Consider the following 18816-nt stretch of genomic DNA (forward strand, 5'->3'; position numbering starts at 1 on the left):
TCAGTCCAACGGCACCAGCCATTGCGACGACGAACGCACCAATTGGTCGGTCAACAACCCCAACAACTGGCCGCCATTGCGCCAATGATGCCAGTACAACGGCACATCGATCGGTTTATCTGGCAACAGTTCGCGCAACACGCCGCGCTCCAGTTGCTCTCGCACCTGCAATTCCGGCACCAGCCCCCAGCCGAGCCCGGCTTCGGTCAGGCGGATAAAACCTTCGGATGACGGGCACAAATGATGTTCGAAACCGCCATCGACACCGAGGGAGGCGAGGTAGCGATGTTGCAGGAAGTCGTCCGGGCCGAACACCAGCGCCGGGGTGCGCGGCAGTTGTTCAGCCCGCACGCCGTCGGGGAAATGCCGCTCGATGAATGCCGGGCTGGCCAGCGCGCGATAGCGCATCGCCCCGAGCAACACACTGCGGGCGCCCGCCACCGGCCGTTCACTGGCGCAGACACAGGCCGCCACTTCACCAGCACGCATGCGCTTGAGGCCGACGGTCTGGTCTTCGACGATCAAGTCCAGCAACAGGTGTTGCTCGGCGCAGAAGTCGCCCACCGCCTCGGCCCACCAGGTGGCGAGGCTGTCGGCGTTCAGCGCGATGCGCAGTCGTTCCGGCAGGCCCTCTTCGTCCAGCGCCGGCACCAGGGTCTGCAAATCCCGTTCGAGCAGGCGCACCTGCTGCACATGGTTGAGCAGGCGCCGACCGATCTCAGTCGGTGACGGCGGTGTCCCGCGCACCAGCACCGGTTGGCCGACCCGCGCTTCCAGCAGTTTGATCCGCTGGGAAATCGCCGATTGCGAAAGGCCCAGAACCTGCGCCGCCCGTTCGAATCCGGCCTGCTCGACCACGGCGGCCAGAGCGGAAAGCAATTTGTAGTCGAACATCAGTTTTCCTAATGGGCGATCAGCACTATTGGTTTTTCTTATACAGCGTCTGCCCGGAGAATAGCCAGCAAGCACTCTTTATCAAGGACCACCCCCATGGCTGGCGAAACCTCGTTGACCACCCTGCTGCGCAGCATGAGCCCGCAGCTCAATGCCGGCGAATACGTGTTCTGCACCTTGCGCGACGGTCAGTTGCCGAGCGGTCTGGAGGTCGTGGGCAGTTTCCGCGAACAGGAAGGCCTGACGGTGATTCTGGAACGCTCCCACGCCGAACGCGCCGGTTTCAGCTTCGACTATGTCGCGGCCTGGATCACCTTGAACGTGCATTCGGCGCTGGAAGCCGTCGGCCTCACCGCCGCATTCGCCACCGCACTGGGCAAGGCCGGTATCAGCTGCAACGTGATTGCCGGCTACTACCACGACCATTTGTTCGTCGGTCAGGCCGACGCCGAACGCGCCATGCAAGTGCTGCGCGATCTCGCAGCCAACTCGGAGTAATTGTCATGTGGCAAAGCTATACCAACGGTTTGCTGGTGGCGTTCGGGCTGATCATGGCGATCGGCACCCAGAATGCTTTTGTCCTGGCCCAGAGCCTACGTCGTGAGCATCACCTGCCGGTTGCCGCGCTATGCGTCGCCTGCGATGCGTTGCTGGTGGCGGCGGGCGTGTTCGGTCTGGCCACAGTGCTGGCGCAGAACCCGACACTGTTGGCGGTTGCCCGCTGGGGCGGTGCAGTGTTCCTGATCTGGTACGGCAGCCAGGCGTTGCGCCGGGCGTTCTCGAAACAGAGCCTGCAACAGGGTGAAAACCAGACCGTGCGTTCATTGCGCGCGGTGATGCTCAGCGCACTGGCGGTGACCTTGCTCAACCCGCACGTCTATCTGGACACCGTGCTGCTGATCGGTTCCCTCGGTGCGCAACAGTCGGTGCCCGGCGCTTACGTCGTGGGCGCGGCAAGTGCTTCGCTGCTGTGGTTTTTCACCCTGGCGTTCGGCGCGGCATGGCTGGCACCGTGGCTGGCACGGCCGAGTACCTGGCGAATTCTTGATCTGTTGGTGGCTGTGATGATGTTCACGGTGGCCGGGCAATTGATATTGGCTTCGTGATTTATTCCAAAAGGCTCTGGAACCTCTATCCCACACAGTTGTTGCGTGGTTATGCCGCACCCCCGGTGCTATGATCCGAACCCTGCGCCGCAAAGAGTAAAAACTCGCCGGTGCATTTCTGGCCGCCCGTGATCGGCCTTGCGCTCACCGCAACAGACCTGATTAGGAGAATCATCATGGCTTTCGAATTGCCGCCGCTGCCTTACGCACACGATGCCCTGCAGCCGCACATTTCCAAGGAAACCCTGGAATTCCACCACGACAAGCACCACAACACCTACGTCGTGAACCTGAACAACCTGGTGCCAGGCACCGAGTTCGAAGGCAAGACCCTGGAAGAAATCGTCAAGACTTCCTCGGGTGGCATCTTCAACAACGCCGCTCAGGTCTGGAACCACACCTTCTACTGGAACTGCCTGGCGCCAAACGCCGGCGGTCAACCAACCGGCGCACTGGCTGAAGCCATCAACGCGGCTTTCGGTTCGTTCGACAAGTTCAAGGAAGAGTTCAGCAAAACCTCGATCGGCACCTTCGGTTCCGGCTGGGGCTGGCTGGTGAAAAAGGCTGACGGTTCCCTGGCTCTGGCCAGCACCATCGGCGCCGGCAACCCGCTGACCAGCGGCGACACCCCGCTGCTGACCTGCGACGTCTGGGAACACGCTTACTACATCGACTACCGTAACCTGCGTCCGAAGTACGTCGAAGCGTTCTGGAACCTGGTCAACTGGAAGTTCGTGGCCGAGCAGTTCGAAGGCAAGACCTTCACCGCTTAAGCTGCACGCCAGACAAAAACCCGGCTATTGCCGGGTTTTTTTATGCCTGCGAAAAACACGAAGGTGAATCTGATCGCAAGCGGGGCCATTTCCCACACGCAAAGCAGCCCTTGCCCCCTTGCTCCCGAGCCACAGCGGACTAACATCAAACAGAGGAAAAATTGTCCGATACCCCTCAAGTTGGAGACCAAAACTACCGACACAGTACAACCGGGGCAAATACTCCAGGCAGCAGCATTTCGGCCAAGGCCACGGACAAATTTTCCGCGGCTCGATTGTCCCTTTGACTGCCAACACGGGATTGCCAATACTCATGGCAACTTGACGCTACCCGCACGGAACAAGGAATAACCCTTTGAAGCTGGAACTCAAGAACAGCTTGTCGGTGAAGTTGCTCCGGGTCGTGCTCCTGTCGGCATTGATCGTCGGCGTGGTCTTGAGCTGCGCGCAGATCGTTTTCGATGCCTATAAAACACGCCAGGCCGTCGCCGGCGATGCCGAACGCATCCTCGACATGTTCCGCGATCCCTCCACCCAGGCCGTCTACAGCCTGGACCGGGAGATGGGCATGCAGGTGATCGAAGGCCTGTTCCAGGACGACGCCGTGCGCCAGGCCTCCATCGGGCATCCCAACGAAGCGATGCTCGCGCAAAAATCCCGTGAATTGCAGCATTCCAACAGCCGCTGGCTGACCGACCTGATTCTCGGCCAGGAGCGCACGTTCACCACCCAACTGGTGGGTCGCGGCCCCTACAGCGAATATTACGGCGACCTGAGCATCACCCTCGACACCGCCACCTACGGTCAGGGTTTCATTGTCAGCTCGGTAATCATCTTCATTTCCGGCGTGTTGCGCGCCCTGGCCATGGGCCTGGTGCTGTATCTGGTCTATCACTGGCTGCTGACCAAGCCGCTGTCGCGGATCATCGAGCACCTCACCGAAATCAACCCGGACCGCCCCAGCGAACACAAGATTCCGCAGCTCAAGGGTCACGAGAAAAACGAGCTCGGGATCTGGATCAACACCGCCAACCAGTTGCTCGAATCCATCGAACGCAACACCCATCTGCGCCACGAAGCGGAAAACAGTCTGCTGCGCATGGCCCAGTACGACTTCCTCACCGGCCTGCCGAACCGTCAACAACTGCAGCAACAGCTGGACAAGATTCTGGTGGACGCCGGCAAGCTGCAGCGCCGGGTCGCGGTGTTGTGCGTCGGGCTGGACGACTTCAAGGGCATCAACGAACAATTCAGCTACCAGACCGGCGACCAATTGCTGCTGGCACTGGCTGACCGTCTGCGCGCCCACAGTGGTCGCCTCGGTGCCCTCGCCCGCCTGGGTGGCGACCAGTTCGCCCTGGTGCAGGCCGACATCGAACAACCTTACGAAGCGGCGGAACTGGCGCAAAGCATCCTCGATGATCTGGAGGCGGCATTCGCCCTCGATCATCAGGAAATCCGCCTGCGCGCCACCATCGGCATCACCCTGTTCCCGGAGGACGGCGACAGCACCGAGAAGCTGTTGCAGAAAGCCGAGCAGACCATGACCCTGGCCAAGACCCGCTCGCGCAACCGCTATCAGTTCTATATCGCCAGCGTCGACAGCGAGATGCGCCGTCGCCGTGAACTGGAAAAAGACCTGCGCGATGCCTTGCTGCGGGATCAGTTCTACCTCGTCTATCAGCCACAGATCAGCTACCGCGATCACCGTGTGGTCGGCGTCGAGGCACTGATCCGCTGGCAACATCCGGAGCACGGACTGGTGCCGCCGGACCTGTTCATTCCGCTGGCCGAACAGAACGGCACGATCATCGCCATCGGCGAGTGGGTGCTGGATCAGGCCTGCAAACAACTGCGCGAATGGCACGATCAGGGTTTCGTCGACCTGCGCATGGCGGTCAACCTGTCCACCGTGCAACTGCACCACGCCGAGCTGCCCCGGGTGGTCAACAACCTGTTGCAGATGTACCGCCTGCCGCCGCGCAGCCTGGAACTGGAAGTCACCGAAACCGGCCTGATGGAAGACATCAGCACCGCCGCCCAGCACTTGCTGAGCCTGCGCCGCTCCGGCGCACTGATCGCCATCGACGACTTCGGAACCGGCTACTCCTCGCTGAGCTATCTCAAGAGTCTGCCGCTGGACAAGATCAAGATCGACAAGAGCTTCGTCCAGGATCTGCTGGATGACGACGATGACGCGACCATCGTTCGCGCCATCATTCAACTGGGCAAGAGCCTCGGCATGCAGGTGATCGCCGAAGGCGTGGAAACCGCCGAACAGGAGACCTACATCATCTCCGAAGGCTGCCATGAAGGTCAGGGCTATCACTACAGCAAGCCGCTGCCGGCGCGGGAGTTGAGCGTTTATCTCAAACAGGCCCAGCGCAGCAACGCGGCGATCCTCTGAACGCTGCCGGCAAGGGCCGCCACACGCCTTGTGCCCGGCACCGTTGATCCAGCGCAAACCCCGCGCGAATAGGAAATATTTCCAGCCACAACCCTTTACACATAATGCGAAAGATTTGCATTATGTCGCAGCTTTTGCGCACCCCCGCGCCTGTCCACTCAATTACCGAAGCAGGATGTTCGCCATGATTCGTATGCCTCTGGCTACCGCCAGTCTGCTGGCCATCGCTATTTCCCTCGCCGGTTGCGGCGAAGGCAAAGACAAGGCCGCCGCTCCGGCAGCGCCGACGCCAGCCGCCAGCACCGCCGCGCCGGCGGCTCCTGCCACTGCCGGTAAAGTCGACGAGGCCGCTGCCAAGGCTGTGGTCGCACACTACGCCGACATGGTCTTCGCCGTTTACAGCGATGCCGAATCCACCGCGAAAACCCTGCAGACCGCTATCGACGCTTTCCTCGCCAAGCCGAACGCCGACACTCTGAAGGCCGCACGTGCAGCCTGGGTTGCCGCCCGCGTTCCTTACCTGCAGAGCGAAGTGTTCCGCTTCGGCAACACCATCATCGACGACTGGGAAGGTCAGGTTAACTCCTGGCCTCTGGACGAAGGCCTGATCGACTACGTCGACAAATCCTACGAACACGCACTGGGCAACCCGGGCGCCACCGCCAACATCATCGCCAACACCGAAGTACAGGTCGGCGAAGACAAGGTCGACGTCAAGGACATCACTCCGGAAAAACTCGCCAGCCTGAACGAGCTGGGCGGTTCCGAAGCCAACGTTGCCACCGGCTACCACGCCATCGAATTCCTGCTGTGGGGCCAGGACCTGAACGGCACCGGCCCTGGCGCCGGCAACCGTCCGGCGTCGGACTACCTGGAAGGCGCCGGCGCCACCGGCGGTCACAACGACCGTCGTCGTGCCTACCTGAAAGCCGTGACCCAACTGCTGGTCAGCGACCTGGAAGAAATGGTCGGTAACTGGAAGCCGAACGTGGCCGACAACTACCGCGCCACCCTGGAAGCCGAACCGGCTGAAAGCGGCCTGCGCAAAATGCTGTTCGGCATGGGCAGCCTGTCCCTGGGCGAACTGGCCGGCGAGCGCATGAAGGTGTCCCTGGAAGCGAACTCCCCGGAAGACGAACAGGACTGCTTCAGCGACAACACCCACAACTCGCACTTCTACGATGCCAAAGGCATTCGTAACGTTTACCTGGGCGAGTACACCCGCGTCGACGGCACCAAAATGACCGGCGCCAGCCTGTCGTCGCTGGTGGCCAAGGCTGACCTGGCTGCCGACACCGCACTGAAAGCCGATCTGGCCGCTACCGAAGCCAAGATCCAGGTCATGGTCGATCACGCCAACAAGGGTGAGCACTACGACCAGTTGATCGCCGCTGGCAACACCGCTGGCAACCAGATCGTTCGTGACGCCATCGCCTCGCTGGTCAAGCAGACCGGTTCGATCGAAACGGCGGCCGGCAAGCTGGGCATCAGCGACCTGAACCCGGACAACGCCGATCACGAGTTCTGATCAAGCGCGTCTGACTGAACAAGGCGACCTTCGGGTCGCCTTGTTCGTTTCAGCCGGCCTGACTTGTATCAAGCAAACGATAATTCCTCTTATTCAAACCCCCTCGCCCTGTTAGACTTTGCGCCTTTAAATTCGCCCCTCTTGCAGGAAGTCTGATGCCCTCGCTGCCTCTTCGCTTGTCCGCACTGTTTCTGGCCCTGGGCCTGAGTGCCTGCGATGACGCCCCGCGTTTCACCAAGGCCGAGCCCGGCGAAGCCCGCTCCGGCGGCGCCGCGACCGTACGCAAGACGGATCAGAATTCATTTTCCCTGCCCTCCGCGAATCTTCCGCCCTCGCGTCGGGTGGACTTCAGCGTCGGCAACAGCTTCTTTCGCAGCCCTTGGGTGATCGCACCGTCGACCACCACCGCCCGCGACGGCCTCGGCCCGTTGTTCAACACCAACGCCTGCCAGGGCTGCCACATCAAGGACGGCCGCGGCCATCCGCCGACGCCGGATGCGCCCAACGCCGTATCGATGCTGGTGCGCCTGTCGATTCCCGATGCGCCGCAGTACGCCAGATTGATCGAGCAGGTCGGCGTGGTGCCGGAGCCGGTCTACGGTGGGCAGTTCCAGGACATGGCCGTGCCTGGTGTTGCGCCGGAAGGCAAGGTGCGGGTCGACTACACGCCAGTGCCGGTGCGCTTCAAGGACGGCACCGAAATCGAACTGCGCAAACCGGTTCTGCAGATCACCCAACTCGGCTACGGCCCGATGCACCCCGACACACGTTTCTCCGCACGCGTTGCGCCGCCGATGATCGGCCTGGGTCTGCTTGAAGCGATCCCCGAGGAAGCAATCCTCGCCAACGCTGCCGCACAGGCCAAAGAAAACAACGGCATCAACGGCCGGCCCAACCGCGTCTGGGACGACGCGCAGCAAAAGACGGTGATGGGACGATTTGGCTGGAAAGCCGGCCAACCGAACCTCAATCAACAAAATGTTCACGCGTTTTCTGGTGATATGGGCCTCACCACGAGCCTGAGACCGTTTGATGACTGCACCGACGTGCAAATCGCCTGCAAACAGGCGCCGAATGGCAATGGCCCGGACGGTGAACCTGAAGTCAGCGACAACATCCTGCGCCTGGTGCTGTTCTACAGCCGCAACCTCGCCGTTCCCGCACGCCGGGGCGTCAACGATGCCCAGGTACTGGCCGGCAAGAATCTGTTTTTCCAGGCGGGTTGCCAGTCCTGTCACACGCCGAAATACACCACTGCCGCCAACGCGGCCGAACCTGAACTGGCCAATCAAGTGATTCGCCCGTACAGCGATCTGCTGCTGCATGACATGGGCGAAGGCCTGGCCGACAACCGCACCGAGTTCCAGGCCAGCGGCCGCGACTGGCGCACCCCGCCGTTGTGGGGCATCGGTCTGACGCAGGCGGTCAGTGGTCACACTCAGTTTCTGCACGACGGCCGCGCCCGCAACCTGCTCGAGGCCGTGCTCTGGCACGGCGGCGAAGCCAAGGCGGCGCAGCAACAGGTTTTGTCTTTCAATGCCGAGCAGCGTGCTGTGCTGCTGGCGTTCTTGAATTCACTTTAAACACTTAAAAGAATCGGGAGCCCGACATGTTCCGTCCCAAGCTGTTGTTCACCAGCCTTGCCGCACTGGCCCTCGGCGCGTGCTCGCCGCAGGATCCGCAAGCCGTCACCTCCGCTGCCATCGCCAAATCGGTGATCCTGCCGACTTACACCCGCTGGGTCGAAGCCGACAAGCAACTGGCTGTCAGCGCCCTCGCCTACTGTCAGGGCAAGGAAAACCTGGAAACCGCCCGCGCCGACTTCCTGCACGCGCAGAAAGCCTGGGCCGAGCTGCAACCGCTGCTGATCGGTCCACTGGCCGAGGGCAATCGCTCGTGGCAGGTGCAGTTCTGGCCGGACAAGAAAAACCTGGTCGGCCGTCAGGTCGAGCAACTGGTCACCGCCCAGCCGCAGATCGATGCCGCTGCATTGGCCAAATCCAGCGTTGTAGTCCAGGGCCTGTCGGCCTACGAGTACATCCTGTTCGACGCCAAGCCTGACGTGGCCAACGACGCACAGAAAGCCAAGTATTGCCCGCTGCTGGTGGCCATCGGCGAGCGCCAGAAACTCTTGGCTGAAGAGATCCTCAGCAGCTGGAACAACACCGACGGCATGCTTGCGCAGATGAGCAAGTTCCCGAACCAGCGCTATGCCGATTCCCACGAAGCGATCGCTGACCTGTTGCGTGTGCAGGTCACCGCCCTCGACACCCTGAAGAAAAAGCTCGGCACCCCGATGGGCCGCCAGAGCAAAGGCGTGCCGCAACCGTTCCAGGCCGATGCGTGGCGCAGCCAGTCGTCTCTGACGGCTATGGAAGCCAGCCTGGCCGCCGCCAAGACCGTTTGGGAAGGCGTCGACAACAAGGGCCTGCGTGGCTTGCTGCCGGCTGAGCAGAAACCATTGGCGGACAAGATCGACGCGGCGTACGCAGCCTCGCTCAAACTGTTCGGCAGCACTCAGCGCTCTCTGACCGAAATGCTCGAAGACGACGCCGGTCGCCAGCAACTCAACGACATCTACGACAGCCTCAACGTCGTCCATCGCCTGCACGAAGGCGAACTGGCGAAGGCGCTGGGCATCCAACTGGGCTTCAACGCCAACGACGGTGACTGATGAGGGCAAGTGCCATGCTGCGACGCCAGGCTCTGACTTTAGGTAGTTTGCTGCTGGGAGCAGTGACACTGGGCGGCTGGACGCTGTTCAAGCGCAAGGATCAGAGCCCGCTGCTGCTGTCGGCGCGGGACGACACCGACGGCAAGCATTACGCCGTCGGTTATCGGCTGGACGGCACGCGAGTGTTCGCCACCGAGGTCGGCCAGCGCTGCCACGACATCATCAATCACCCGACGCTGCCGATCGCGCTGTTCGTCGCCCGGCGTCCGGGCACCGAGAGCTACCTGATCGATTTGCGCGACGGTGCATTGCTGCAGACCGTGACCTCGCAGCCGAACCGGCATTTCTACGGCCACGCAGTCATCCACCACAGCGGCGACTACCTGTACGCCACCGAGAACGACACCACCGATCCGGGCCGTGGTCTGCTCGGGGTGTACAAGTTCGAGGGTGAACGACTGGTGCACAGCGGTGAGATTTCCACCCACGGTCTCGGCCCGCATCAAGTGTCGTGGATGCCCGACGGTGAAACCCTGGTGGTGGCCAACGGCGGGATCCGTACCGAGGCCGAAAGCCGGGTCGACATGAATCTCAACGCCATGGAACCGAGCCTGGTGCTGATGCAACGCGACGGCACTCTGCTGAGCAAGGAAACCCTCGCCCAGTCGATGAACAGCGTGCGTCACCTGGGGATTGCAAGCGATGGCACCATCGTCGCCGGCCAGCAATTCATGGGCCCCTCTAAGGAGCGTTCCGAGTTGCTGGCGATCAAGCGTCCGGGCCAGCCGTTCGTGGCGTTCCCGGTGCCGGAGCATCAGTTGCAGTCGATGGGGCATTACACCGCCAGCGTCGCCGTGCACAGCGACCTGCGTCTGGTGGCGCTGACCGCACCGCGCGGCAACCGCTTCTTCATCTGGGATCTGGACAGTGGCGAAGTGCGCCTCGACGCCCCTTTGCCTGACTGCGCCGGCGTCGGTGCGGTGAAGGACGGCTTCGTCGTGACCTCAGGGCAAGGACGTTGCCGCTACTACGATTGCCGCCAGGACGAACTGCTGGCCAAACCGTTGGATTTGCCCGCAGGGCTCTGGGACAACCATCTTCATCTGATGGCCTGAAATTCGCCGCCGACCGCTCGGTCGGCGGCATCGCTTTTCTACACATTCCTCCTTCATACCCTGTAAAAACTGGCAGTTGGAATCCCTGCCGGAGTCGGGGTAATGTGCCCGCCTGTCTCGCCTGATTTTCTCCAAGGAACTGGAATATGCTGCGTCGCCGCATGCTGATCATGTTGGGTGTTGTACTGCTGATCGTTCTGCTCCTCGCCGGTTACAAGGCCTTCTCGATCTACACGATGATCCAGGGCTTTGCCAAACCGAAGCCGCCGATCAGCGTCGCCGTGGCCACCGCCGCCGAGCGCCCGTGGCAGATGCGCCTGCCTACCGTCGGCACGCTCAAGGCGCTGCAGGGTGTCGAGCTGAGCCTGGAAGTCGCCGGCACTGTGACCGAGCTCAAGTTCGAGTCGGGACAGAAGGTCAAGGCCGGGCAACCGTTGCTGCAACTCGACAGCGCCGTCGAATCCGCACTGCTGGAAACCGCCAAGGCCGACCTCGGTCTGGCGCAACTGGACTTCGGCCGTGGCAGCCAGCTGGTTGGCAGCAGTGCCATTTCCAAGGGCGAGTACGACCGACTCTCGGCGGTCCTGCAAAAGAACAAGGCCACGGTCAATCAGCTCAATGCATCGCTGGCAAAAAAACGCATTTCCGCACCGTTCAGCGGCACCATCGGCATCCGGCAGGTCGACGTCGGTGACTACCTCGCCAGCGGCACGAAAATCGCCACCCTGCAGGATCTGAGCAGCCTCTACGCCGACTTCTATGTGCCAGAGCAATCAGTGCCGAAGCTGGCCATCGGTCAGCCGGTGCAGATTTCGGTTGCCGCCTATCCCGGGCAGAGCTTTCCTGGCGCGATCAGCGCGATCAACCCGATTGTCGAAAGCACCACCCGCAACATTCTGGTCCGCGCGACGCTGGCCAATCCCGACGGCAAGTTGCTGCCGGGCATGTTCGCCAGCCTTGAAGTGCTGCTGCCTGACCCGCAGAAGCACATCGTCGTGCCGGAAAGCGCGATCACCTACACCCTCTACGGCAACTCGATCTACGTGGTCGGGCAGAAGAAAGCCGAAGACGGCAGCGTCGAGAAAGACGACAAGGGCCAACCGGTACTGATCGCCGAGCGCCGTTTCATTGAAACCGGTGAGCGCCGCGAGGGGCTGGTGATGATCAACAAGGGCGTGCAGAGCGGCGAACAAGTGGTGACGGCCGGCCAGATCAAACTGGACAACGGCGCGCACATCGCCATCAGTGACGACAAGACCCTCGGCGAGCAGAACAGTCCGCGCCGCGCCGACTGATCAAGGAATCCTCATGGCCTTTACCGATCCGTTCATTCGCCGCCCGGTGCTCGCCACCGTGGTCAGCCTGCTGATTGTGCTGCTGGGCTTCCAGGCCTGGAGCAAGCTGCCGCTGCGCCAGTACCCGCAAATGGAAAACGCCCTGATCACGGTGACCACCGCCTACCCCGGGGCCAACGCCGAAACCATCCAGGGCTACATCACCCAGCCGATGCAGCAGAGCCTGGCGAGCGCCGAGGGCATCGACTACATGACCTCGGTCAGTCGTCAGAACTTCTCGGTGATTTCAATCTACGCACGCATCGGTTCCAACAGCGACCGCTTGTTCACCGAACTGCTGGCCAAGGCCAACGAGGTGAAAAACAAACTGCCACAGGATGCCGAAGACCCGGTACTGAGCAAGGAAGCCGCCGATGCCTCGGCACTGATGTACATCAGCTTCTTCAGCAAGGAACTGAGCAACCCGCAGATCACGGACTACCTGTCGCGGGTGATCCAGCCGAAACTGGCGACGCTGCCAGGCATGGCCGAAGCCGAGATTCTGGGTAACCAGGTGTTCGCCATGCGCCTGTGGATCGACCCGGTGAAACTCGCCGGTTTCGGCCTCAGCGCCAGCGACGTGAGCAACGCGGTGCGCCAGTACAACTTCCTCTCCGCCGCCGGCGAGGTAAAAGGCGAGTACGTGGTCACCAGCATCAACGCCAACACCGAACTGAAGTCGGCCGAGGCCTTCGGCAAGATTCCGCTCAAGGTCAGTGGCGACAGCCGTGTGTTGCTCAGCGATGTGGCGCGGGTGGAAATGGGTGCGGAGAACTACAACTCCATCAGCTCCTTCGGTGGCACACCCTCGGTGTACATCGGGATCAAGGCGACGCCCGGCGCCAACCCGCTCGACGTGATCAAGGAAGTGCGCAAGATCATGCCGGAGCTGGAGGCCCAGTTACCGCCCAACCTCAAGAGCGAGATCGCCTACGACGCCACGCTGTTCATCCAGGCATCCATCGACGAGGTGGTGAAAACCCTGTTCGAAGCAGTGCTGATCGTGATCGTGGTGGTGTTCCTGTTCCTCGGCGCGCTGCGTTCCGTGGTGATCCCGGTGGTGACCATTCCGCTGTCGATGATCGGCGTGATGTTCTTCATGCAGATGATGGGTTACTCGATCAACTTGCTGACCCTGCTGGCGATGGTGCTGGCCATCGGTCTGGTGGTGGACGATGCCATCGTCGTGGTGGAAAACATCCACCGACATATCGAGGAAGGCAAGACACCGCTGGACGCCGCACTTGAGGGCGCCCGGGAAATCGCGATGCCGGTGGTCTCGATGACCATCACCCTGGCAGCGGTGTATGCGCCGATCGGTTTCCTCACCGGGCTGACCGGGGCACTCTTCAAGGAGTTCGCGTTGACCCTGGCCGGGGCCGTGGTGATCTCCGGGATTGTCGCCCTGACCCTGTCGCCGATGATGTGTGCCTTTCTGTTGCGACACGAAGAAAACCCCAGCGGACTTGCCCATCGCCTCGACCGGATCTTCGAAAACCTCAAGCGACGCTATCAGAGCATGCTCCACGGCACCCTCAACACCCGGCCGGTGGTGCTGGTATTCGCAGTGATCGTGCTGTGTCTGATTCCGGTGCTGCTCAAGTTCACCAAATCGGAACTGGCGCCGGATGAAGACCAGGGCATCATTTTCATGATGGCCAACGCGCCGCAACCGACCAACCTCGATTACCTGAACACCTACACCGACGAGTTCGTGAAGATCTTCAAGGAATTCCCGGAGTACTACTCCTCGTTCCAGATCAACGGCTACAACGGTGTGCAGACCGGTATCGGCGGTTTCCTGCTCAAACCGTGGAACGAGCGCAGCCGTACACAGATGCAGATTCTTCCCGAGGTGCAGGGCAAACTCGGCAACATCCCGGGTTTGCAGATCTTCGGTTTCAACCTGCCTTCCCTGCCCGGCACCGGCGAGGGTCTTCCGTTCGAATTCGTGATCAACACGGCCAACGACTACGAGCTGTTGCTGCAGGTGGCTGACCGGATCAAGAAGCGTGCGATGGAGTCGGGCAAGTTCGCTTTCGTCGACCTTGACCTGGCCTTCGACAAACCGGAAGTGGTGGTCGATATCGACCGCGCCAAGGCGGCGCAGATGGGTGTGTCGATGCAGGATCTGGGCGGCACCCTCGCCACCCTGCTTGGCGAGGCGGAGATCAACCGATTCACCATCGAGGGTCGCAGTTACAAGGTCATCGCCCAGGTTGAACGGGCCTACCGCGACAATCCGGACTGGCTGAACAACTACTACGTGAAAAACACCCAGGGCGAGCTGTTGCCGCTGTCGACCCTGATCACCGTAACTGACCGGGCACGACCGCGACAGCTCAACCAGTTCCAGCAGCTCAATGCGGCGAAGCTGTCCGGGTTCCCACTGGTCAGCATGGGCGAGGCCATCGACAGCGTGGTGCAGATCGCCAGGGAAGAGGCACCCGCCGGTTTTGCTTTCGATTACGGTGGCGCTTCACGGCAGTTCGTACAGGAAGGCAGCGCGCTGTGGGTCACCTTCGCGCTGGCGCTGGCGATCATTTTCCTGGTGCTGGCGGCGCAGTTCGAAAGCTTCCGCGACCCATTGGTGATCCTGGTGACCGTACCGCTGTCGATTTGCGGAGCGCTGATTCCGCTGTTCCTCGGCTGGTCGAGCATGAACATCTACACCCAGGTCGGGCTCGTGACACTGATCGGCCTGATCAGTAAACACGGGATCCTGATCGTCGAATTTGCCAATCAACTGCGCAAGGAAAAGGGCCTGACGCCCCGTGAAGCGGTCGAGGAAGCGGCGGCGATTCGCTTGCGACCCGTCCTGATGACTACCGCAGCCATGGTGTTCGGCATGGTGCCGTTGATCCTCGCCAGTGGCGCGGGTGCGGTGAGCCGCTTCGATATCGGGACGGTGATTGCCACCGGGATGTCGATCGGGACGTTGTTTACGTTGTTCGTCTTGCCCTGTGTTTATACCGTGCTGGCCAAACCCGATCCCGAACCCTCCACCTGACCGCCGCTTCCACACAAGCATAAAAAAGGCCTCGCATGTGCGAGGCCTTTCGGGGCTTCAATCGATTCAACTCTGCGGCCTCATCCCTTGAGAAAGTCCGAACATGAACAGCAGCAAATCATGGTCGGGCTTGGTTGCCACGGAGGCCTTCGCCACCCGCGGCATCGGACAATGGGCATCGTTGGTCGATGCCCCGATCACTTGCATGCGTGGCTGTTCCCAGGCCGCCACCGCCAAAGATGCAACTGCCAAGGCTCCTACCAGAAACAAACCTCGCGCAATTTCTAGTTTCATCGCTATAAACCTTTGATAGCGCTGCCAAACGCCGTCTCATAAAAATAGACGAGTTTCTTCCAGTCCGTATGGCTGAACGACGAGTGGCGGCGCAATTGTTTCATGTCATGGGAGGCCGCGCGATGAGCGGTCAGGCGTTGACGGCACTTTTCCAGATCGATCAGGGCCACTTCGACTTTGGCTGACTCACCCTCGCCGGTGACGCGGACAAATACGTGCTTGATGTAAATGCAACTGTGCTGCCAGCGACCCTTGTGCATGCGAGCCAGGTTCTCCGCGAGATCCTTGAGTACACGCTCATATACGGCTTCACCGTACTGCTCGCGGCCGCCTGCCGCTTCCCACTGTTCAAGCTCCTGAAAGCCGTCCAGTGACTTGGTGACCAGCAACGCCCGCCACTTGTGCTGCGGATCAGGCTGAGCACCGCAAAAGACAATTTCCGGCACCCGGACGCCGAGTTTGCTTACACCGGTCAGCGCATCCAGTTCACGCAAGACGGTTGGTCTCCCGAACGGGTGCAGCCAACTGCGATAGATATGGCCTGTCTGGCGTTTGGCATACAGCAGTTGACCATCGCGCCCCACCACCCGCTGTACACCACTTTCACCACCACGACGCACGTTGGGTTCTTCCACCCATTCACCGCGCTGGTTCCAGTAGTAGTCAAAGCGATCCTGGGGAGCGACTCCCGTTTCTGCTGCAAATTGCACTGCCATCCTCTTACCTCTTGCGTAGTACGTAAACTCGCCACATGGCATAGAGCGGAATAAAGTCCAGTTGTTCCTGGATCCTGAATCCTGCCTCTTCGAATTCCTTTTCAACCGTAGCGGCCGGTAACACAAATCGATTCTGGTAACCTTCCTGCCCGCGTTTTTTCTCGGCGCGCTTGCGTTTCCAGGCCTTGAAATTGCCATCTACCCACAACGAAATGATCACACTGTCCCGGGTAACCCGTTCGAATTCACGCAAAATCGTCTGCCGATGCTCGGCCTCGCCGATGTGGTGCAGCAGACGCATGCAGAAAATGCTGTCCACGGAGTTGTCAGGCAACGCAATGTCGAACGCCGAAGTGTGCAAGGGCTGTACCCGTTTCACCACATCCGCCGGTTGGGCCTGCATCGCCGTCTTGATCATCGACTCGGAATTGTCTGCCCCGATGATCACCCGATTAGGCTTTTCTGCCAGCAATGGCCAGAAACGCCCGGCACCGCACGGCAGATCCAGCACCAGCCCCGGCTCACCGACCAGGGTCAGCGCCTTGCGAGCCAACTGCTGATCTCGCCAGTTGGACAGACGACGCCCCAGACCATCCTGATGCTTGCGCAGGTATTTCTGCGCGTGGTTGTCGTCGTACTTTTCGGAAAAATCGAGTTTGATCGGGCCGGCCATCGTCGGGACTCCTGAGCTTCTGATGCCCCCACATTAAGGAGGGGCGTGTCAGCGTCAGGTCATCCATTTGTGAAAAAAACGTCGCGTAAACCCACGAACTATTTCAAGGTTATACAGGATTCGTTCAGGTTGGCAGCTTTTTTACGTCGCCCGGGAGGGATTCAGCGTTTGCCAAGATCTACCTCGAAACGGCAGCCATTGGGTTCCATCGTACTCAATGTGACGCTCCAGCCCTGGTTCTCGCAGATGCGCTGCACCAATGACAGACCGAGCCCCAGACCCTCTCCACGCTTTTCGCTGCCCCGTACGAAGGGCTGGAACATCGCCTCGCGTTTCTCCTCGGGAATGCCCACGCCCGAGTCCTCGACCACAAAGCCGTTGTCATTGAGCGTCAGCCGAATGAAGCCATGCTCGGTGTAGTGCAACGCATTACGCAGCAGGTTGCCCATCACCGCATTGAGCAGGGTGGCGTTGTAGCGGGTATCCGGCGGGTTGCCCGGTTCGAAAATCAGATTCAGGCCCTTGGACTCGATCGGCTCGCGCCACAGGCCCAACAGATTGTCGGCCACCTGGCCGAGACTGTGCTGGGGCGCGGCCCCCGCATCTTCGCGCTGGGCACGGGCCAGCATCAGGAAGGTCTGCACCAGTTCGCGCATTTCTTCGCTGGCACGGGCGATGCGCTCGACCTGGGCGCGGCCGCGCTGATCGATGCCCGGGTTTTCCAGCAGCAGTTCACAGGAACTGGCCAGCACCATCAGCGGTGTACGCAATTCATGGCTGACGTCACTGGTGAACAGCCGCTCACGCGTCAGCGCCTGACGCAAACGCCCCAGCGTCGCATCGAATGCCACCGCCAGTTCACCCACTTCATCGGCGGCGTAGTCCGGCGCCAGCGGCGGTGCGAGCCCCAGCAACTGGTCGCGATGACGTACCTGACGCGCCAGCCGGACCACCGGCGCCATCACCTTGCGTGCCAGCACCCAGCCGAGGAACACCGCCAGCGCCAGGCTGAGCACGAAGCCCACCAGCACCACGGCAAACAGTACGCGCTCACGCTCTTCGAAATCGCTTTGATCCTGCAGCAACACATAGCGCCGGCCGTCGACGATTTCGACCATCGCGTGATACGACAGCTGCTCGCGGAAGACTTCGTGGAACCCGGAATCCAGATGCCGCAGATCCTTGGGCAGCTCGAAGTCACCCGGGCCGCCGCTGAAATAGAACAGTTGATCCGGCTCCGGCCGATGGCTCCAGTCCGAGACGTTATCCATCAACAACAGGCGCTGCAAGTCACCGCCCAGTCCTGCGGAAATCAGTTTTTCTTCCACCAGGTGCACGGTCGCGACGATGCCCATGGCGAAGGCCCCTGCCACCAGTGCGCTCATCAGCGCAAAGGCGATGATGATCCGCTGGGCAAGGCTTTGCTTAAACTCCATCGCGGCCCTCGGCCAAGCGATAACCCACGCCGTGCACGGTGTGCAGCAGTGGTTTGGCGAACGGCTTGTCGATCACCTGACGCAATTGGTGGACGTGGCTGCGCAGGCTGTCGCTGTCCGGGCAGTCATCGCCCCACAGGGCTTCTTCGAGAATTTCCCGACGCAGAACATGCGGGCTCTTCTGCATCAGCACCGCGAGCAGCTTGAGGCCGACCGGATTGAGCTTGAGCAGCTTGCCTTCGCGGGTCACTTCGAGTGTGTCGAGGTCGTAGCTCAGATCACCGACCTGCAGGGAACGGCGACCGCCGCCCTGGGTCCGGCGCATCACGGCTTCGACACGTGCAGCCAGTTCCGACAACGCAAAGGGTTTGACCAGGTAATCGTCAGCACCGGACTTGAAACCCTGCAGGCGATCGTCGAGTTGATCGCGAGCGGTGAGCATGATCACCGGCGTGTCGCGGCGCGCATCTTCGCGCAGGCGTTTGCACAGGGTGTAGCCGTCGATGCCGGGCAACATGATGTCGAGCACGATCAGGTCGTAGTGCTCGGTGGCCGCCAGATGCAGGCCCGACAGACCGTCCTGGGCGCAATCGACGGTATAGCCCTTCAGGCCCAGGTAATCGGCCAGGTTGGCCAGGATATCGCGGTTGTCTTCGACCAATAGAATTCGCATGGGCACCTCTTCCGTACACAGTAACGGCCGTCATGGCCCGCGCAGCTTACGGCCAACTTCGGCTCAGGGCTAGGGTTGCAGCCCCGACAGATCGATTTGCTCAACCAACATAAATCTTTAACAAAGTTTTCACTATCGGTTCACAACCTCATTACAGTGACTTCGCGAAACTCCCGCGCCATT

The 18816-nt window shown here is 61.0% G+C and carries 16 protein-coding genes; 10 read left to right on the forward strand and 6 right to left on the reverse strand.

Annotated features, from left to right (window positions below; genetic code table 11):
* Entirely contained in the window at positions 1-894 is an 894-nt protein-coding gene (locus AC07VV_RS22040; protein WP_096818404.1) for a LysR family transcriptional regulator ArgP, read from the reverse strand.
* 96 nt (positions 895-990) lie between these two features.
* On the opposite strand from AC07VV_RS22040, the gene AC07VV_RS22045 reads away from it, so the two are divergent.
* The 10 genes from AC07VV_RS22045 (at position 991) to AC07VV_RS22090 (ending at position 14841) form a co-directional block, all read left to right on the forward strand.
* Positions 991-1392, forward strand: coding sequence for an ACT domain-containing protein (locus AC07VV_RS22045; RefSeq protein WP_495037466.1), 402 nt, complete (start codon positions 991-993; stop codon positions 1390-1392).
* 5 nt (positions 1393-1397) lie between these two features.
* The gene (locus AC07VV_RS22050) at positions 1398-2000 is read left to right on the forward strand and encodes a LysE/ArgO family amino acid transporter (protein WP_007953256.1); all 603 of its coding nucleotides are present in this window, start codon (positions 1398-1400) and stop codon (positions 1998-2000) included.
* Between the two features lie 176 nt (positions 2001-2176).
* Positions 2177-2773 carry a superoxide dismutase gene (locus AC07VV_RS22055; protein WP_003227660.1) on the forward strand — a complete coding sequence of 199 codons (597 nt, stop codon included), beginning with the start codon at positions 2177-2179 and terminating at the stop codon, positions 2771-2773.
* A gap of 355 nt (positions 2774-3128) precedes the next feature.
* A complete protein-coding gene (locus AC07VV_RS22060; protein ID WP_102620744.1) occupies positions 3129-5180 on the forward strand; it encodes a putative bifunctional diguanylate cyclase/phosphodiesterase in 2052 nt (683 codons plus the stop codon).
* A 184-nt stretch (positions 5181-5364) separates the two neighbouring features.
* A complete protein-coding gene (locus AC07VV_RS22065; RefSeq protein ID WP_495037467.1) occupies positions 5365-6708 on the forward strand; it encodes an imelysin family protein in 1344 nt (447 codons plus the stop codon).
* Positions 6709-6863: 155 nt separating this feature from the next.
* Positions 6864-8291, forward strand: a complete 1428-nt coding sequence (locus AC07VV_RS22070; protein ID WP_495037468.1) for a di-heme oxidoreductase family protein — start codon at positions 6864-6866, stop codon at positions 8289-8291.
* Between the two features lie 26 nt (positions 8292-8317).
* Entirely contained in the window at positions 8318-9382 is a 1065-nt protein-coding gene (locus AC07VV_RS22075; protein ID WP_192558867.1) for an imelysin family protein, read from the forward strand.
* A 14-nt stretch (positions 9383-9396) separates the two neighbouring features.
* Positions 9397-10497 carry a DUF1513 domain-containing protein gene (locus tag AC07VV_RS22080; RefSeq protein WP_495037469.1) on the forward strand — a complete coding sequence of 367 codons (1101 nt, stop codon included), beginning with the start codon at positions 9397-9399 and terminating at the stop codon, positions 10495-10497.
* 146 nt (positions 10498-10643) lie between these two features.
* On the forward strand, positions 10644-11792 hold the full coding sequence (locus tag AC07VV_RS22085; protein WP_495037470.1) for an efflux RND transporter periplasmic adaptor subunit: 1149 nt from the start codon (positions 10644-10646) through the stop codon (positions 11790-11792).
* Positions 11793-11805: 13 nt separating this feature from the next.
* Entirely contained in the window at positions 11806-14841 is a 3036-nt protein-coding gene (locus AC07VV_RS22090) for a multidrug efflux RND transporter permease subunit (RefSeq protein ID WP_495037471.1), read from the forward strand.
* 66 nt (positions 14842-14907) lie between these two features.
* Here the strand turns inward: AC07VV_RS22090 and AC07VV_RS22095 are convergent, their stop codons facing one another.
* From AC07VV_RS22095 to colR, 5 genes are all read right to left on the reverse strand, one after another.
* Positions 14908-15135 carry a hypothetical protein gene (locus AC07VV_RS22095; RefSeq protein WP_102620748.1) on the reverse strand — a complete coding sequence of 76 codons (228 nt, stop codon included), beginning with the start codon at positions 15133-15135 and terminating at the stop codon, positions 14908-14910.
* A gap of 2 nt (positions 15136-15137) precedes the next feature.
* Positions 15138-15851 carry a lipopolysaccharide kinase InaA family protein gene (locus AC07VV_RS22100; protein ID WP_495037472.1) on the reverse strand — a complete coding sequence of 238 codons (714 nt, stop codon included), beginning with the start codon at positions 15849-15851 and terminating at the stop codon, positions 15138-15140.
* A gap of 4 nt (positions 15852-15855) precedes the next feature.
* Positions 15856-16524, reverse strand: a complete 669-nt coding sequence (locus AC07VV_RS22105) for a class I SAM-dependent methyltransferase (RefSeq protein WP_096818423.1) — start codon at positions 16522-16524, stop codon at positions 15856-15858.
* A 161-nt stretch (positions 16525-16685) separates the two neighbouring features.
* A complete protein-coding gene (locus AC07VV_RS22110; RefSeq protein WP_495037473.1) occupies positions 16686-17960 on the reverse strand; it encodes a sensor histidine kinase in 1275 nt (424 codons plus the stop codon).
* Positions 17950-18633: a two-component system response regulator ColR gene (gene colR, locus AC07VV_RS22115; RefSeq protein WP_065258608.1), complete on the reverse strand. Its 684-nt coding sequence runs from the start codon at positions 18631-18633 to the stop codon at positions 17950-17952. The genes AC07VV_RS22110 and colR overlap by 11 nt, the downstream gene beginning before the upstream one ends.
* Positions 18634-18816 lie beyond the last annotated feature (183 nt).

Source organism: Pseudomonas sp. GW821-FHT02C04, from assembly GCF_059421845.1.

What these genes read in the sequence shown, in the direction of transcription:
- AC07VV_RS22040 (WP_096818404.1), bottom strand. Translation starts at nt 894, where the DNA reads ATGTTCGACTACAAATTGCTTTCCGCTCTGGCCGCCGTGGTCGAGCAG.
- AC07VV_RS22045 (WP_495037466.1), top strand. Translation starts at nt 991, where the DNA reads ATGGCTGGCGAAACCTCGTTGACCACCCTGCTGCGCAGCATGAGCCCG.
- AC07VV_RS22050 (WP_007953256.1), top strand. Translation starts at nt 1,398, where the DNA reads ATGTGGCAAAGCTATACCAACGGTTTGCTGGTGGCGTTCGGGCTGATC.
- AC07VV_RS22055 (WP_003227660.1), top strand. Translation starts at nt 2,177, where the DNA reads ATGGCTTTCGAATTGCCGCCGCTGCCTTACGCACACGATGCCCTGCAG.
- AC07VV_RS22065 (WP_495037467.1), top strand. Translation starts at nt 5,365, where the DNA reads ATGATTCGTATGCCTCTGGCTACCGCCAGTCTGCTGGCCATCGCTATT.
- AC07VV_RS22070 (WP_495037468.1), top strand. Translation starts at nt 6,864, where the DNA reads ATGCCCTCGCTGCCTCTTCGCTTGTCCGCACTGTTTCTGGCCCTGGGC.
- AC07VV_RS22075 (WP_192558867.1), top strand. Translation starts at nt 8,318, where the DNA reads ATGTTCCGTCCCAAGCTGTTGTTCACCAGCCTTGCCGCACTGGCCCTC.
- AC07VV_RS22080 (WP_495037469.1), top strand. Translation starts at nt 9,397, where the DNA reads ATGCTGCGACGCCAGGCTCTGACTTTAGGTAGTTTGCTGCTGGGAGCA.
- AC07VV_RS22085 (WP_495037470.1), top strand. Translation starts at nt 10,644, where the DNA reads ATGCTGCGTCGCCGCATGCTGATCATGTTGGGTGTTGTACTGCTGATC.
- AC07VV_RS22090 (WP_495037471.1), top strand. Translation starts at nt 11,806, where the DNA reads ATGGCCTTTACCGATCCGTTCATTCGCCGCCCGGTGCTCGCCACCGTG.
- AC07VV_RS22095 (WP_102620748.1), bottom strand. Translation starts at nt 15,135, where the DNA reads ATGAAACTAGAAATTGCGCGAGGTTTGTTTCTGGTAGGAGCCTTGGCA.
- AC07VV_RS22100 (WP_495037472.1), bottom strand. Translation starts at nt 15,851, where the DNA reads ATGGCAGTGCAATTTGCAGCAGAAACGGGAGTCGCTCCCCAGGATCGC.
- AC07VV_RS22105 (WP_096818423.1), bottom strand. Translation starts at nt 16,524, where the DNA reads ATGGCCGGCCCGATCAAACTCGATTTTTCCGAAAAGTACGACGACAAC.
- AC07VV_RS22110 (WP_495037473.1), bottom strand. Translation starts at nt 17,960, where the DNA reads ATGGAGTTTAAGCAAAGCCTTGCCCAGCGGATCATCATCGCCTTTGCG.
- colR (WP_065258608.1), bottom strand. Translation starts at nt 18,633, where the DNA reads ATGCGAATTCTATTGGTCGAAGACAACCGCGATATCCTGGCCAACCTG.